Source organism: Chryseobacterium sp. KMC2, assembly GCF_016756935.1.
In the GTDB taxonomy this organism is placed as follows: domain Bacteria; phylum Bacteroidota; class Bacteroidia; order Flavobacteriales; family Weeksellaceae; genus Chryseobacterium; species Chryseobacterium rhizosphaerae.
Genome location: NZ_JAESIT010000008.1, coordinates 140,013 through 155,027 on the forward strand (window position 1 = coordinate 140,013; position 15,015 = coordinate 155,027).

Consider the following 15,015-nt stretch of genomic DNA (forward strand, 5'->3'; position numbering starts at 1 on the left):
AAGTTCTTGGGGTCATAAAATTGATATAAATTTGCGCTTTTAAAAAAATAAATTGGCTGATATGGCAGAAGTTACAGAAGGCGGTCATCACTTTGACTTAAAGAAGCTTTCATTTGTAGGTGTTATAGTATCTCTCGGGATCGTTTTCGGGGATATTGGGACCTCACCGCTTTACGTAATGAAGGCGATTGTGAATGCAAGAAAAGATGGCGCCTCAATGCCGTTTGATGAATACATTGAAGGAGCTCTTTCCTGTATCATCTGGACGTTGACGCTTCAAACCACCCTTAAATATGTGATCATTGCTCTGAGAGCGGATAACAAGGGAGAAGGGGGAATTCTTGCACTTTATTCATTAGTGAAGAAACTCAAAAAAAAGTGGCTCTATGTAGTGGCCATTATCGGAGCTTCTACATTGGTTGCAGATAGTGTTATCACACCTTCCTTAACAGTCATGTCTGCTATTGAAGGGCTGAAAATATACAATCCTGATACGCCGGTAGTATTGATCACATTGGTTATTTTATTTATCATTTTTGTGGTCCAGCAGTTCGGAACAGCCTCTATTGGTAAGTTTTTCGGACCTATCATGGTAACCTGGTTTTTGGTTTTGGGAGTTTCCGGATCACTTCATATTTTCGATCATATTGAAATTCTGAGAGCTTTTAATCCCATATACGCCTATAATCTGATTACTCATTCCTCGAGTGCTATTGTGATTATGGGAGCTGTTTTCCTTTGTACAACAGGGGCAGAGGCTTTATATTCCGATTTAGGGCACTGTGGAGCAAAAAATATCAGGATAAGCTGGATTTTTGTTAAAGTAATGCTTATTCTAAACTATTTGGGACAAGGATCATGGCTGCTTGATAACTATCAGCAGGTGCACAACGGAGTGAATCCTTTCTTTGGAATCATGCCGGAGTGGGCTGTTTTACCAAGTGTAATTTTAGCTACTGCAGCGGCAATCATTGCCAGTCAGGCTGTAATTACGGGCTCATTTACGATGTTTTCAGAAGCAATGTCTATCTCTTTCTGGCCAAATCAGCACATTGAATATCCTTCAGGGATTAAAGGGCAGATGTATATTCCAAGAATAAACTGGGGGCTGATGGCATTTTGTTTCGTAGTGGTTATATTCTTCCAGAAATCGGAAAGTATGGAAGCTGCTTACGGACTTACGATCACCATTACGATGCTGATGACAACCATACTTCTATTGTTCTGGCTAAGCCGTACAAGAGTCAATAAAATCTTTATTATAGGATTTGCTATTGTATATCTGTTCCTTGAATCAGGGTTCTTCTATGCGAATGTTATCAAGTTTGTAGACGGAGGTTGGTTAACAATGGTGTTAGGTGGATTTATCGCGGTATGTATGTATGCATGGTACAACGGTAGACTAATCAAAGCTAATTTTATCCAGTATGTAAAAATAGAGAAATATGTGTCTATCATTAAAGACATGAAACTGGATGAAACCATTCCAAAATATGCAACGAATCTTGCTTATCTGAGCAGAGCGAAAAGAAATGATGAGGTAGAATCAAAAATTATCTATTCTATCATTAAAAAACAGCCAAAAAGAGCTGATCACTATTTCATCCTAAGTATTGTCAATCAGGAGGATCCATATACGTTCAAATATACGGTAGACGAAATTCTTCCGGGAACAGTTTATAAAGTTAATTTCCTTTTAGGATTTAAAGTAGACCGAAGAATTAATGATTACTTCAATATGGTACTGAAAGACTTAATGGCAGATGGTACTATTCCTTCAAGAAGTAGCCATCCCTCTTTAAGAGCTCATAACATACCGCCGGATTTGAAGTATGTAATTATAGATAATACATATATCAACGATATCCTTTTAACTGTTAAACAGAAGATTACCCTTAATATTTACAACTTTGTGAAGTATATAGGAAGTGATGACTTTAAGGCTTGGGGAGTGTCTTCTCATAACGTTGAAGTGGAATCTGCACCGATTACGGAACTTACTGTTTACGATAATAAAATTGAACAGTCTGGGTACTTCCGTCACAATTCTTAAACGTAAGGGGATACAACCATACTATCTATTTAAATAAAAATCGATAAATTTGTAGATAATTTTTTTAATGGATACAGTACAAAAAGAAAAGAATATAGCTTTGATCAAGGATGTTTTGAGAAACTACTTATTAGAAAAGGGGTTTAGAAACACACCTGAGAGATATACGATATTGGAAGAGATTTATAATATGGATCATCACTTTAATGTTGATGATCTGTATCTTCTGATGATGCAGAAAAAGTATCATGTTTCCAAAGCGACCATTTACAATACTATTGAGATTTTCCTTGATGCAGGCCTTATTCGTAAGCATCAGTTTGGAGAAAAAACGTTAACCTCTTCGTCTTATGAGAAGTCTTATTTTGACAAGCAGCATGATCACCTTGTGATCTATAAAAAAGACTCTGATAAAGAGATTGAAGAGATTATCGAATTCTGTGACCCACGAATTCAAGGAATCAAAGAAGCCATTGAAGAAGCATTTGGCGTAAGAATTGATTCTCATTCGCTGTATTTCTATGGCACTAAGAATGACTAATTAATGAGAATAATCCTTTTTCTGTTACTCTGTATTTCTACGCTTGGCTTTGCGCAGGACAAAATTCCTGTGAAAAGAGATCCGTATCTACAGAATCCTTCAACGGCAAAACCACAACCGCAGAGACCTGAAGATAAAATAAAAATTATCCATGCGGATAAAATTATAAAAGATCCTGCAAAATACGAGGGTAATCAATACTTTACCGGGAATGTTCAGATTGAACATCAGGGATCCATACTTACAGCAGACGAAGTGGTGCTGTATAATGAAGAGAATTTTGTAAAAGCAATAGGCAATACAAGGCTTCAAAATACTGATGGATCAGTAATTACAGCGGGGGAAATGGAATATGATGGTAATACCCAGAAAGGTGTTGCCCGCAAAAATGTTGTCCTTACAGATCCCAAGCAGACTATAAAAACAGATATTCTTTATTATGACAGGCTTTCCAATCAGGCTTATTTTAATACCGGAGGGACCATTAATGACAGCCAGGGTAATGTCATGTATACAAAGTCTGCGACCTATTTTCTAAACACCAAAATGATAGATTTTGTGGGTAATGTTAAAATAGACAATGCACAATATATTATCGAAGGTGTCAACATCAAGCAGAATCAGAACACGAAAGTGGCTGAGTTTTTTGGTCCTACTACTATTACAAACAGAGCTAATCCTAAAAACAGGATATATACGGAAAGAGGTACCTATAGGATGGAAACTAAGGAAGCTTTCCTGAATAAAAATTCCAAGATCTTCTACAATGACAAAATCCTTACCGGAGATGATATGTATTTCAACCAGATCACCGGTTTTGGTAAGGCAACAGGAAATGTAATGCTTGATGATCCTAAAGAAAGAAGGTACATCAAAGGTGGTTATGGTGAAATTTTTGAGAAAAAAGATTCTGCCATGATGACCAAAAGCCCCTACGCTGTAAAAGTAATGGAAAAAGATTCAATTTATTTTGCTGCCGAAAAAATCCTTTCGTACCAAAGACCGGATTCTTTAGATATCAAAGTAAAGAAAAGCTTTTTACGAGCCTATAAAAAGGCCCGTATTTACAAATCTAATGCCCAGGGTAGAGCAGACTCTATTGCTTTCAATGAAACGGACGGAGTAATGCATATGTACACAAAACCTATTCTTTGGAGTGGAGAAAAACAGGTGACGGGTGATAAGGTAGAAGCATATTTTAACACCAAAAATGAAAATATAGATTCATTGAAAGTCATTGGAAATGCTCTTGCTATCAGTAAGGTAGATTCATTAAATCTAAAAGATGAATTCAACCAGGTGAAAGGAAAGTTCATGACCGTTTATTATGAAAATAATGACATTAAAGAAGCAAGAGTGGTAGGAAATGCACAGTCTATTGCTTATGTAGATGATACGGACCAGGAGACTAAAAAACCGGAAAGAATAGGAATCACACTTTCTGCCTGCGGTATTATTGGGGCTTTGTTTGAAGAAAAAGGACTGCAAATTATTTCCTGCAGTATTGGAGCTACATCAGATACTTATCCTATGAGTAAAATAGAACCGGCAAAAAAGAAGTTCCCTGACTTTAACTGGAATACTAAAGATAGGATCAGGAAATGGCAGGATATTCTTGTAGATACTCCTAATAATGAAGAAATCATATATACCGGAGATAATGAGCTCTATGAGGAAGCTCAAAATGCTATAGAAAAAGAAAAGGCTAAAGAAGAGGCAAAGAAGCCAAAAAGAGTCAGAAAATAAAATATCAATATCCGTTTCACAATTTGTGAAACGGATATTTTTTTTTCCACTTCAATATGAAGTGGAAATTTCAGTCATTTAAATTCACTAATTAGTGATGTATTTTGGATTTTTTTGAACAGTTTTCCTGATTTAAAGGGAATATTTTATGGTGAATTATTAAATCGTAAACTATTGTTATATAAGGATTAACCTCGTGTTTTGTTCTTTAAAATTCACATTTCGGCTCTTCTTTTTTTGATAGAATGACCTTATTTCTTTGAAATTGTTTTTTTTTAATACAATTGTAATATTTGGTATCATAATATTTATTAAATTTATTATGTCAAATTGAAAAAAAATAATGATATGAAATTAAAATCTATTATCATGTTCTCTCTTATCTCCATTGGGGTGAGTGCACAGGTTGGGATTTCTAAAAGTCTCACTTTTGATCCCGATACCAGAACGCAACTGCATGTGAAGCAGGATAATTTTGCGGCCAGAATGCCAAGAGCCAATACCGCAGGAGTTCTTCCTACTTCACTAACAGGTACTATCGGAGATGGAACTCAGGGTTCTGTAATTTTCAACAGAGAAACAGGAAGTATTGTTCAGAACGACGGTACAAGCTGGAAGATCTCAGATCCGATTGTTACTGTGATGAAAAATAATAAAATGGCCCGCTTTATAAGAAGTGGGACCACTACCACTACCTGTCAGCCTTGTACTATTTTTCCACCTAATATCTGTTTAATAGGATCCGATAGGCAATGTGCTGCGACAGATGTAGCTTTTACGTCAAGCAGCCCTGCTTTGAATGAAATTTCAAATGATATTGCATTGGTAAGTACTACAAGTAATATGATCACTTTTAAAACAAGAGGTTTATTTAAACTTTCATTTAAAAGTGGAGCATTGGATGTAGGAGAAGCGCTGTGTGTAGGAGCAACCACTAACCTGTTTTCCAGATTGAATCTGGAAGTTAGTTCTGATAACGGAACAACATGGAGACCTATTAACAATACTGTAAGCAATACTACAGGAGGATTACTTTCACTAGGTTCAATACCTGTAGGGTCTGTAGATGTAGGCCAATCATTAGCATTTACTTATGTAGGGGTTTTTAATGTAAATGATAGAGTAAGATTGAGATTTTTTGGAAACCAAACCATGTCAATCGGAGGTTGTTTGGGATCTAATATGTACTTCGCAATGAATACCACAGGAAATTCCATATCAGAAATTATTGTTGAAAAAATAAATATGCAATAAGATGAAAAAAATAATATTAATTGTAGCACTTTTTTCTCAATACTTTCTACAGGCGCAAGTGGGTATTGGAGGAAATATTTACAGCAGTAAAAATATCGTTAAGGTTCAGGATGGAACCAAAGGGATCATATTACCTTATTCCAATACCTTTACTACTTTTCCAAAGTATAATGCTGCCGTAACGGATCTATATAATGATTATCCTAACCTTATTGGTGGTCTTATCTACAGTAAGAATGATGATCAGTATTATAAATATGATGGCTATGCCTGGAATCCGGCAAGACAGATACAAGGGATATATCAGCCGAAAGGCTCGAGACTGGGAATCTCTTCGGGAATTTCAATTCCTTGTATTGCATTCGGTTTAGGATTATGTCTTTCAACAGGTTCTGCAGTCTATTTGGCTCCGGATGATAAAAGTGAAGTGCTTGTCGATAACCTTGGACTGAAGAACGCAAGTAGTGTGACCATAAAACAAGCTGGGATTTACGATGTAGCGGCGGCTTTAGGATTTACCGGTGGTTCCCTGGGTGCTCAGATAGGGGTTACGGAATTTAAACTGACATTACAGGTTAGGTATACCTCAAATGGTGCTTGGGAAACAATTGTTACCAAGTCCAATTATTCCCTCATATTTATTGTAGATACACAAGGAAATAAAACCTGCAGTTTTGCTCAGACTATTTCTTTACCAGTTAACGCTGAGCTCAGAGTTATACCTACCATTAGAACGATTGGTGGATCAGGAGGATCACTGGCAGCCTATGGTACAGACTCCAATTCGATCAGTTCTTATATTGCAGCACGTTTAATTAAAGCTTTTTAAGATGAAAAAATATATATTCGGACTGTCTTTATTCATCATGAATATCTACAGCGCACAGGTGAATTTTACAAATATTCCTAGCCCTGATTCAAATGCCAATGGAAACGATCAGGTAATGATGTATATTACCAATACGAATGAAGCAGCAGGAGTAAAAGGTTTTGGACTTCCTGCAGTAGATGCAGAAGTAGATCTTCCTTATACAGGAGTAAATGCTCCGGGGTCAAGAATAGAGGTGTTGCGAGGGCTGCTTTTGTTTGTCAAAAGTACAGGCGAGGTAATGGTTTTTGATGGGCTGGTCTGGAGTAAAGCTTTTGAAATAGAATCTGATAATATCTCAAGGTTTCAGCTGAATGCTGTTTCAACAACTACAGGTACTGCTTTGTTGCCTATAAACTCCCTTATTGATAAACCTAACTTCCTTGCAGATCCATTAAAGCTTAAAACAAATGTACCTACAACAGGTGTTAATCTTAACAGATTGTATGTTCGGCAGACAGGATTATACCGGATTAATGTAAACCTGAATTTTACAGGTGCTGCAGGTTCTTTTAGCAACAGATTAGGAGCCAGTTTATATGTGAATGATGTGAAGAGGTTTCAGTTGTTGGAAGAAACAGTCAATTTTGATGGCACTAACCGTAAAATCAATTTAGATTTTTCTGTGTATGCTGTTCAGGGACAGTATATTACTTTGGAATCCATTTCAGAGGTAAGTGGAACTACCACGTATAATGTGACTAATAACAGTTATGTAACGGTAGAAAAAGTATTGTAGATCAAACAAATCTTAATATTTCAATTAAAGATCACCCTTAATTTACTAAGGGTGATCTTTTTATTCCCAATCAATAATTTCGGCATTTGACGAATCTTTTATAGCTTTGCTGAAATTTTTTGAGACGATGGAAATGCATAAAGACTTTTTTATATATCAGGCACAGACAACGAAATTTGCTGCAGGTTTTGAGGTTGAAAAAGCTGTTGGAAACTATATTTATGGAACTGACGGTAAAAAGTATCTGGATTTTGTAGCCGGAGTTTCTGCCAATACATTGGGACACTCACATCCTAAAATTGTCAATGCTATCAAAGAGCAGGCAGATAAATACCTTCATGTAATGGTTTATGGTGAATATGCCCAGGAGAAACCTGTCGCTTTATGCCAGTTGCTTGCAAAAGCTACACCGGAGCCATTAGAAGTTACTTATTTGGTAAATAGTGGGGCAGAAGCTATTGACGGAAGTTTAAAATTAGCAAAAAGATATACGGGAAGAGAAGAAATCATTTCTTTCAAAAATTCTTATCATGGTAATACACATGGAGCATTAAGTGTTTCAGGAAATGAAAACCACAAAAGAGAATTTCGTCCCTTGTTGCCTATGATCTCTTTTATTGAGTTCAATAATGAAGAAGATCTTGAAAAAATTACAGACAAAACAGCCTGTGTTATTTTAGAAACTATTCAGGGGGCAGCAGGGTTTTTAGTTCCCAATGATGATTATCTGATCAAACTGAAAAAAAGATGTGAAGATGTAGGAGCACTGTTAATTCTTGATGAAATCCAACCTGGTTTTGGAAGAACGGGAAAACTATTTTCTTTTGAGCATTTTGGAATTGTCCCTGACATCCTGGTTATGGGAAAAGGAATGGGTGGAGGAGTTCCTGTAGGAGCTTTTATGAGTTCCAGAGAAATTATGGAAACATTATCCCATTCTCCAAAGCTGGGGCATATTACTACCTTTGGAGGAAATCCACTGATTGCAGCAGCAAGCTATGCTACTTTAAAGGAAGTGCTGGAAAGTGGCCTGATGAATGAGGTAGCAGAAAAAGAAAAATTATTCAGAGAGCTGCTGGTACACCCCAAAATTAAAAATATCAATGGTAAAGGTCTGATGCTGGCTGTAAACCTAGGTACCCCGGAATATACACTGGAGGTTGCCAAAAAATGTATGGAAAAAGGACTTATTGTTTTCTGGCAGCTGTACAGAAATGAATATCTCAGAATTTCTCCACCATTAACTCTCTCCATGGATGAAATTAGGCAAGGTTGTCAGATTATACTTGATATACTGAATGAAAATTAAAGATTAAATCTCTCCAAATCGGAGGGATTTTTTTATGCTTTACATGGTAACTTTAATTGCTGGTATTTAACATAATGTAGATTTAATCCCTCTGATAAATATCATACAGATTCTTTAAAAAAGTAATTGCTTTTTTGTGTAATAAAAAAATTAATTTATATATTGCGGAACGATAAAAACAAAGATTATATGGCGAAACATAAAGTCCATTACGAATTTCCAATGCACTGTTTATCAGAGATTTTATATGAATATCTGGCGACTGCAGAGGGGTTGTCTGAATGGTTTGCGGATGAGGTGACAGAGAAAGGCGATGATTTCTTTTTTAGCTGGGGAGGAGGACCTGCAGAAAAAGCTACTTTAATCAGATATAAGCCTGAAGGTTTCGTACGTTTCAGATGGGAAGAGGATGAAGGAACTAAAAATTTCTTTGAAATGACTATCACAATAGATGATATTACAGAAGATTTAGCTCTTAATATTACAGATTTCTGTGAAGAAGGAGATGAAGAAGAAAACGCAATGTATTGGGAAAACCTTATTGAAAATCTTAGGATAAAGTTAGGTGCGGCATAATGTCGGACGATATGAAATGATAAAACTGATGAACGATTTATCGTTCATTATTTTTTTATAAATAAATCACAGCAAAAATTGGAAAATCAATATTTTACTTCAGATACATTAAATGTAAAGAATAGAGCCTTTCTTTGGGGCGATACTGTGAAAGTTTCTTTCTTCGTAAAGAATGGAGGGTTGATCATGGATGAAGAGTGCTACTTCTTTCTGATGGCTTCCATGCGAAAGATGAGAATGAATATTCCTCTTACGTATACGTTGGAATTTTTTCAGAATATTTTTCAACAAGATATTATTGATGGAAAAGGAATTCAGAACGGGATTATCAATTTTCAGGTTTTCAGAAACACTGATGGCGTGACGCTGGCAAAATCTTCAGTTTCCTATTTTTATGAAGTTGTGGAAATGGATGATGTTTTGGCTGTTCATGGAAGACCTTTAGAGATGGATCTGATTAAGGAAATTAACGTTAATAACAACCTGTTAAGCAATATCAGGGTTCATTGCCCGGAAAATATTTACGGTGGGATTTATGCACAGGAAAATGACCTGGATGATGTGATTCTTTTGAATCCCAATAAAAGAATTGCACGTGCTACTTCAGGAAACCTTTTATTTTTGGAAGGCAATGTTATTAAAGTTCCAAAACAGTCGGAAGGGGCTTACATCTCTCCATTAATGGAAAACTTTGTAACGCATCTGCATAAAAATAATCTTGCCGATATTCAGGAACATGAAATCATAGCATTTGAATCCCAGAAAGCTGAAGAGATTTTAATGATTTCGGATGAAAAAGGTATATTCTCTGTAGGTAAAATAAGAAATAAAACTTTTGCAAACACCCGTTTTACGGAGCTGGTGGAAAGCTGGAGAAACAGTTTTCAATAAAAATTGACAAACCCGGTAAACAACAACAAAGTCCTTTACCGGGTTTTATTCTGAGTAAATCAGAAATTGTTTCTTATTCTTAATATTCGTCGAAAACGTCAACGAATTTTTGTGCGATTTCTTTTTGCCCCTTTTCACTGGTTATATATTCCCGGTCTTTGGAATTATTAATAAATCCAAGTTCTACCAATACAGTGGGAGCTTTGGTTTCTCTCAGCATATGAAGGTTACGCCCTTCAATTTTGCGTGCATCAAATTTTTTAGAAATTTTTTCAGCCAGCTTTTTAGAATTTTCTGTGTCTTGAACATAGATTTCAGTTCCCTGCTGTACCGTTTCTTCTTGAGGAGATCTGTTAACATGAAGGGAGATGACCATTTCAGGATTTAAACTGTTAATCTGGGTTGTTCTTTCAGAAAGGCTGGGATAGCTGTCATCGTTTCGTGTTAAAACGATTTCATATTTGTTTTGACCTTCATTAATCTTTTGAATTTCTTTAGCAATATTCAATGAAATGTCTTTCTCAGAAAAATGCCCATATACTGAACCAAGATCATTTCCACCATGACCGGCGTCTATGATTATGTATTTCTTGTTAATAGGGGTAAATGATAAAAATGCTATACAAAAGATGGATAAAGCAAGTAATCTTATACCTTTCATTTTTATTGATTTTGGTTTTTCAAATAACGGAAAAACTTTTTTAAAAATTAGTTAACATAATCTTAAAATTTGTTAATTATATTCAAACTATAGATAGATCGGTTATTAATTCAATGAAATGTCTTCAGGAGAATTAGCCCAAAGTAAAAATTCTCCACCAAGATTCTGCATAATAGATTTCCAGAGTGTCTGATCATTAGGAAGAGTATAGTCCAGATTATATACATCCACTACGGTCCACACTTTTCTTTGAACCTCTGTGTCCAGCTGATTGGGAGACCATCCGGAATATCCGGAAAAGATCTTGATGTCCTGAATGTCAAGCTCATTGTTCAACACAGCATTGATAATCCGCTCAATGTCTTCCGTAAGATAGAATTCATCTGTGATATCAGTGAAAATTTCTGTTACTTTCTTCCCTTTTACAATAAAAAAAACTTTATCATTTTCTACAGGTCCGCCGTCGTAAACTTCAATTTTGAAATCAAAGAAATCTTTGAATTTAGTACTCATCTGGCTGTTCTTTTTATTTAATATCAAACCAAATGCTCCACTTTCATTATGTTCAATAACCAGCACTACCGATCTTGAAAAAATATCGCCGGAAATGTCAGGGGTCGAGATTAATATTTTACCTTTGTATGAGTGATTCATACTCAAATTTAATAAAAAATATTTATGGAAAACCTGCATGACAAAAGAAAAGTGTATGATAAATCCCAACTTATTGAAAGTGAGATAAAACAAAATCCTGTTGAGCAGTTCAGAGACTGGTTTTTGGAGGCTAATGAGAGCGAAATGATCTCTGAAGCCAATGCTATGGCGGTTTCTACACTAGAAGAAGATGGGTGTCCAAGAACCAGAATGGTATTGCTTAAAGCTTATACCCATGAAGGATTCATTTTTTATACAAACTACGACAGCAGAAAAGGAAAAGCAATAGCACATACTCATAAAGCCTGTCTTCATTTCTTTTGGCCGAATCTTGAAAGACAGATTATTATTAAAGCTAATCTGGAAAAAATAGCTGAGAATCTCAGTGACGGTTATTTTCACTCAAGACCAAAAGGCAGCCAGCTGGGAGCAGCTGTTTCTCCTCAAAGCCAGGTTATTCCTAACCGGGAATTTTTGGAAGAAAAGCTGAAAGATCTGGAAAAAGAATATGAAAATACTGAAGTTCCAAGACCGGATAATTGGGGAGGGTATATAGCAAAACCATACGAAATCGAATTCTGGCAGGGAAGACCAAACCGCCTTCACGATAGAATCATTTATCAACTTGAAGACCTGGATTGGAAAATTTCCAGACTGGCACCATAGTTTTTTAGACAGAAAGTTAAAATACAAGCGTTGAAAATTACTCAGCGCTTATTTTATTATTCCCAGCCTTTTACATAACACTGTTTTACGTCTATTTCTGATTAGTCAAGGTAATCATGGATTATAGATATTCAAAGTTTATTCTGCCGGAATAGGAGATAGGAAATGTGGGGATTTACACCATAAAAAAAAGCTGTTTCTAAGAAACAGCCCTTGAATTTTTGTAATCTGAATGATTATTTTTTCTTAACACCAGAAACTGCATTTGATAAATCAGCTCCAGCTTTAAATTTAGCAACTTTTTTAGCAGCAATTTTAATTGGTTTTTTAGTTGCAGGGTTAATACCTTGTCTAGCAGCTCTCTCAGCTACTGAGAAAGTACCAAATCCTACTAAAGAAACTTTTCCATCTTTTTTCTTTAAAGTAGTAGTTACATTAGAAATGAAAGATTCTAAAGCAGCTTTAGCTGCAACTTTAGTGATCCCTGCATCTTTTGCGATTGCGTCGATTAATTCAGACTTGTTCATAATTTTTAATATTAAAGTTAGTTCGTAATTATAGCAAATATAATACTATTTTCTAATTGTGCAATTTTTTTATTAAAACTTGCGCAATTTTTTTACTTTTACGTGAAAATGGTTAAAATATGATAATTCGGGTTTCCACGAAAAATCTACGTTACGGGCTACTAAAATCATGCCAAATGCTTATGTGTATTGACTTTAGCAAAAAATTAATATTATTTCCTGTATTTATTAAATCCTAAATTGTGTGTAAACTTTTAATGTTTTTGAGCATATGTTTGTTAATTCTGTAATTAAAATTCAAAATTTTTATATTTTGTAAAAATAAATGGCTGTGTTTGTGGGAGTTTTAAAATGATAAGACACACCTGTTTTATTAATTTTTATTAATAAATTTGCAACATGTTAATAGAAGTTTTTAAGTCCAAGATTCATAGGGTGAGAGTTACGGCCTCAGACCTTAATTATATAGGAAGTATCACAATAGATGAAGATCTTATTGAAGCTGCCGGTTTGGTGGTGGGAGAAAGGGTCTATATTGTTAATGTGAATAACGGGGAGCGTTTCGATACCTACGTTATCAAAGGGAAAAGAAAGTCTGGAGAAGTATGCCTTAATGGCCCGGCAGCCAGAAAAGTACAGAGGGATGATATTATCATTATCATTGCTTATGCACAAATGACTCCTGAAGAAGCAAAAGATTTCCAGCCGAAAATAGTTTTCCCGGATGAAAAAACAAATCTTCTTACCTAATTCATGGAGAAAACATCAAAAAATCCTTTAAAATCAATACTTACAATAGTAATATCGCTTGCTTTTGCAGGCTTTTTTTTATGGCTTGCCTTAAAAGGACTTGATTTTAAAGTGATTCAAAAATCGTTAGCTAAGGCAAATTACCTTTGGGTATTATTTGCTTCTGTTTTTGGGCTTCTTGCTTACTGGTTCAGAGCAATTCGCTGGAATCTGATGCTGGAACCGATGGGGCACAGGATTTCCAATTCCAATGCACTTTGGTCTATATCATTTGGATATCTTATGAATCTTACGATTCCCAGAAGTGGGGAACTGGCAAGAGCAACAGCTTTATACGGAGTGGAAAAAGTACCGGTAGATAAGTCTTTTGGGACCATCATTCTGGAAAGGGTGGTAGACCTTATATGTATGCTTGGTTTTCTTGGACTGACTTTGCTCTTTAAATATGATGCTATTCTTTCTTTCTACGAAAATTCAGGAGTGAGTATCAATCCTAATAAGATTTTACTTGTTCTTCTGATATTGGCAGGAGGAACAGTTCTGTTTTTTGTATTTAAAAAGAAACTTGCAGGCGTTCCTTTTTTAGGGAAAATAGTCAATTTTATAGACGGGATTTTTCAGGGCCTGACCACCATTTTTAAATTAAAAGAGAAAGGAAAGTTTATCCTGTATACCTTAGGAATCTGGATTTCCTATTATTTTGCGGCATACCTGGTATGTTTTGCACTTCCTGAAACTTCAGGATTTACAATGGCAGATGGTTTTTTTATTATTGTTGTAGGAACATTAGGAATGATCATTCCTGCAAGCGGAGGAATCGGGGCGTATAACCTGGCGATGAAATACGGATTTATGGCACTCTTTATTTCCATAGGGAAAAGTGCTGATCTGGGAGGTGAGATGGGACTTACCTATTCATTTATTTCCCTGCCGCTTCAGATTGTCATTATGCTGGTAATGGGACTGATTTCTATTCCGATGTTGGCAAAAGCAAGAAATGCTGCGGTTTCGGATAAAAATTTTCAAGAATAAATTTCACATAATATACCTTATAAAGTTCAATTGAAAAATTGGACTTTTTTTGTGGAATTCTACTACACAAAGGTGTAGTGTCCAGATTATTTTTTATAAATAAATTTGGTCAGTTCATAAATCAAATTTAACTTAAGGCAAAAATAATTTATAACATAGTACATTATGGCAATTAATTTACAGAAAGGACAAAAGATTGAACTGGGGCTGACCAAAATGACAATAGGATTAGGCTGGGACCCGAATGAAGGAACAGGCTATGACTTTGACCTGGATGCTTCTGCCATCATGATTGATTCCGACAGAAAATTAGTAAGCGAAGAATATTTTGTTTTTTATAATAATCTACAGTCTCCGGATGGTGCATTAACGCATACCGGTGATGATCCAAACGGTAAAAACAGCGACGGAGATGATGATGAAGCCATTGTTATAGATCTTGAAAAGGTAGATGCAAGAGTGGAAGAAATCCTTTTTGTAGTAACGATAGAGGATTTTGAAAGAAGAAGACAGAATTTCGGACAGGTAAGAAATTCATATATCAGAGTAGTGGATAATAATAACAGCCAGGAAATTGCAAAATATGAACTGGATGAAGATTTTTCTATTGAAACGGGAGTTGAGTTTGGAAGACTGTATAAAAGAAATGGAAGCTGGAAGTTTGAAGCTTCCGGAATAGGCTACAGAGCAGATTTAGGATTCTTCCTGGAAAAATATTATAAAGGACAAATCATTAAATAAATTATCA

At 35.5% G+C, this 15,015-nt stretch carries 16 protein-coding genes; 13 read left to right on the forward strand and 3 right to left on the reverse strand.

What is annotated here, in order from left to right:
- Positions 1–61: 61 nt before the first annotated feature.
- The 9 genes from JML65_RS11435 to JML65_RS11475 all read left to right on the forward strand — a co-directional run bounded on the left by JML65_RS11435 (position 62) and on the right by JML65_RS11475 (position 9,977).
- Entirely contained in the window at positions 62–2,053 is a 1,992-nt protein-coding gene (locus tag JML65_RS11435) for a KUP/HAK/KT family potassium transporter (RefSeq protein ID WP_202270945.1), read from the forward strand.
- Positions 2,054–2,120: 67 nt separating this feature from the next.
- Positions 2,121–2,594 carry a Fur family transcriptional regulator gene (locus JML65_RS11440; RefSeq protein WP_047386665.1) on the forward strand — a complete coding sequence of 158 codons (474 nt, stop codon included), beginning with the start codon at positions 2,121–2,123 and terminating at the stop codon, positions 2,592–2,594.
- Between the two features lie 3 nt (positions 2,595–2,597).
- A complete protein-coding gene (locus tag JML65_RS11445; protein WP_202270946.1) occupies positions 2,598–4,340 on the forward strand; it encodes an OstA-like protein in 1,743 nt (580 codons plus the stop codon).
- Positions 4,341–4,688: 348 nt separating this feature from the next.
- Positions 4,689–5,594 (forward strand): hypothetical protein, encoded by a 906-nt coding sequence (locus JML65_RS11450; protein ID WP_202270947.1) that lies wholly within the window; start codon positions 4,689–4,691, stop codon positions 5,592–5,594.
- A 1-nt stretch (position 5,595) separates the two neighbouring features.
- Positions 5,596–6,423, forward strand: coding sequence for a hypothetical protein (locus JML65_RS11455; RefSeq protein WP_202270948.1), 828 nt, complete (start codon positions 5,596–5,598; stop codon positions 6,421–6,423).
- A gap of 1 nt (position 6,424) precedes the next feature.
- The gene (locus JML65_RS11460; protein ID WP_202270949.1) at positions 6,425–7,201 is read left to right on the forward strand and encodes a hypothetical protein; all 777 of its coding nucleotides are present in this window, start codon (positions 6,425–6,427) and stop codon (positions 7,199–7,201) included.
- A 133-nt stretch (positions 7,202–7,334) separates the two neighbouring features.
- Positions 7,335–8,510: an aspartate aminotransferase family protein gene (locus tag JML65_RS11465; protein ID WP_115917757.1), complete on the forward strand. Its 1,176-nt coding sequence runs from the start codon at positions 7,335–7,337 to the stop codon at positions 8,508–8,510.
- A 189-nt stretch (positions 8,511–8,699) separates the two neighbouring features.
- The gene (locus JML65_RS11470) at positions 8,700–9,086 is read left to right on the forward strand and encodes an START-like domain-containing protein (RefSeq protein ID WP_034696870.1); all 387 of its coding nucleotides are present in this window, start codon (positions 8,700–8,702) and stop codon (positions 9,084–9,086) included.
- Between the two features lie 78 nt (positions 9,087–9,164).
- Positions 9,165–9,977, forward strand: a complete 813-nt coding sequence (locus JML65_RS11475; RefSeq protein WP_202270950.1) for an aminotransferase class IV — start codon at positions 9,165–9,167, stop codon at positions 9,975–9,977.
- Between the two features lie 79 nt (positions 9,978–10,056).
- Here JML65_RS11475 and JML65_RS11480 read toward each other — a convergent pair whose 3' ends face one another.
- Both JML65_RS11480 and JML65_RS11485 read right to left on the reverse strand, forming a co-directional pair.
- Complete coding sequence (locus JML65_RS11480) at positions 10,057–10,638, reverse strand: N-acetylmuramoyl-L-alanine amidase (RefSeq protein WP_084085338.1); 582 nt, start codon at positions 10,636–10,638, stop codon at positions 10,057–10,059.
- A 105-nt stretch (positions 10,639–10,743) separates the two neighbouring features.
- Complete coding sequence (locus tag JML65_RS11485; RefSeq protein ID WP_084085336.1) at positions 10,744–11,292, reverse strand: YqgE/AlgH family protein; 549 nt, start codon at positions 11,290–11,292, stop codon at positions 10,744–10,746.
- Positions 11,293–11,316: 24 nt separating this feature from the next.
- Between JML65_RS11485 and pdxH the strand changes: the two genes are divergently transcribed.
- Positions 11,317–11,958, forward strand: coding sequence for a pyridoxamine 5'-phosphate oxidase (gene pdxH, locus JML65_RS11490; RefSeq protein ID WP_047488116.1), 642 nt, complete (start codon positions 11,317–11,319; stop codon positions 11,956–11,958).
- Positions 11,959–12,194: 236 nt separating this feature from the next.
- Here pdxH and JML65_RS11495 read toward each other — a convergent pair whose 3' ends face one another.
- The gene (locus JML65_RS11495; protein WP_084085334.1) at positions 12,195–12,485 is read right to left on the reverse strand and encodes an HU family DNA-binding protein; all 291 of its coding nucleotides are present in this window, start codon (positions 12,483–12,485) and stop codon (positions 12,195–12,197) included.
- A 399-nt stretch (positions 12,486–12,884) separates the two neighbouring features.
- On the opposite strand from JML65_RS11495, the gene panD reads away from it, so the two are divergent.
- The 3 genes from panD (at position 12,885) to JML65_RS11510 (ending at position 15,008) form a co-directional block, all read left to right on the forward strand.
- A complete protein-coding gene (gene panD, locus JML65_RS11500; RefSeq protein WP_029294648.1) occupies positions 12,885–13,235 on the forward strand; it encodes an aspartate 1-decarboxylase in 351 nt (116 codons plus the stop codon).
- A 3-nt stretch (positions 13,236–13,238) separates the two neighbouring features.
- Entirely contained in the window at positions 13,239–14,267 is a 1,029-nt protein-coding gene (locus tag JML65_RS11505; RefSeq protein ID WP_202270951.1) for a lysylphosphatidylglycerol synthase transmembrane domain-containing protein, read from the forward strand.
- 165 nt (positions 14,268–14,432) lie between these two features.
- Entirely contained in the window at positions 14,433–15,008 is a 576-nt protein-coding gene (locus JML65_RS11510) for a TerD family protein (RefSeq protein ID WP_047488127.1), read from the forward strand.
- The last annotated feature ends 7 nt before the right edge of the window (positions 15,009–15,015 follow it).

Excerpts from the sequence above, each read along its gene's own strand:
- JML65_RS11435 (WP_202270945.1), top strand. The coding sequence starts at position 62 with ATGGCAGAAGTTACAGAAGGCGGTCATCACTTTGACTTAAAGAAGCTT.
- JML65_RS11440 (WP_047386665.1), top strand. The coding sequence starts at position 2,121 with ATGGATACAGTACAAAAAGAAAAGAATATAGCTTTGATCAAGGATGTT.
- JML65_RS11445 (WP_202270946.1), top strand. The coding sequence starts at position 2,598 with ATGAGAATAATCCTTTTTCTGTTACTCTGTATTTCTACGCTTGGCTTT.
- JML65_RS11450 (WP_202270947.1), top strand. The coding sequence starts at position 4,689 with ATGAAATTAAAATCTATTATCATGTTCTCTCTTATCTCCATTGGGGTG.
- JML65_RS11455 (WP_202270948.1), top strand. The coding sequence starts at position 5,596 with ATGAAAAAAATAATATTAATTGTAGCACTTTTTTCTCAATACTTTCTA.
- JML65_RS11460 (WP_202270949.1), top strand. The coding sequence starts at position 6,425 with ATGAAAAAATATATATTCGGACTGTCTTTATTCATCATGAATATCTAC.
- JML65_RS11465 (WP_115917757.1), top strand. The coding sequence starts at position 7,335 with ATGCATAAAGACTTTTTTATATATCAGGCACAGACAACGAAATTTGCT.
- JML65_RS11470 (WP_034696870.1), top strand. The coding sequence starts at position 8,700 with ATGGCGAAACATAAAGTCCATTACGAATTTCCAATGCACTGTTTATCA.
- JML65_RS11480 (WP_084085338.1), bottom strand. The coding sequence starts at position 10,638 with ATGAAAGGTATAAGATTACTTGCTTTATCCATCTTTTGTATAGCATTT.
- JML65_RS11485 (WP_084085336.1), bottom strand. The coding sequence starts at position 11,292 with ATGAATCACTCATACAAAGGTAAAATATTAATCTCGACCCCTGACATT.
- pdxH (WP_047488116.1), top strand. The coding sequence starts at position 11,317 with ATGGAAAACCTGCATGACAAAAGAAAAGTGTATGATAAATCCCAACTT.
- JML65_RS11495 (WP_084085334.1), bottom strand. The coding sequence starts at position 12,485 with ATGAACAAGTCTGAATTAATCGACGCAATCGCAAAAGATGCAGGGATC.
- panD (WP_029294648.1), top strand. The coding sequence starts at position 12,885 with ATGTTAATAGAAGTTTTTAAGTCCAAGATTCATAGGGTGAGAGTTACG.
- JML65_RS11505 (WP_202270951.1), top strand. The coding sequence starts at position 13,239 with ATGGAGAAAACATCAAAAAATCCTTTAAAATCAATACTTACAATAGTA.
- JML65_RS11510 (WP_047488127.1), top strand. The coding sequence starts at position 14,433 with ATGGCAATTAATTTACAGAAAGGACAAAAGATTGAACTGGGGCTGACC.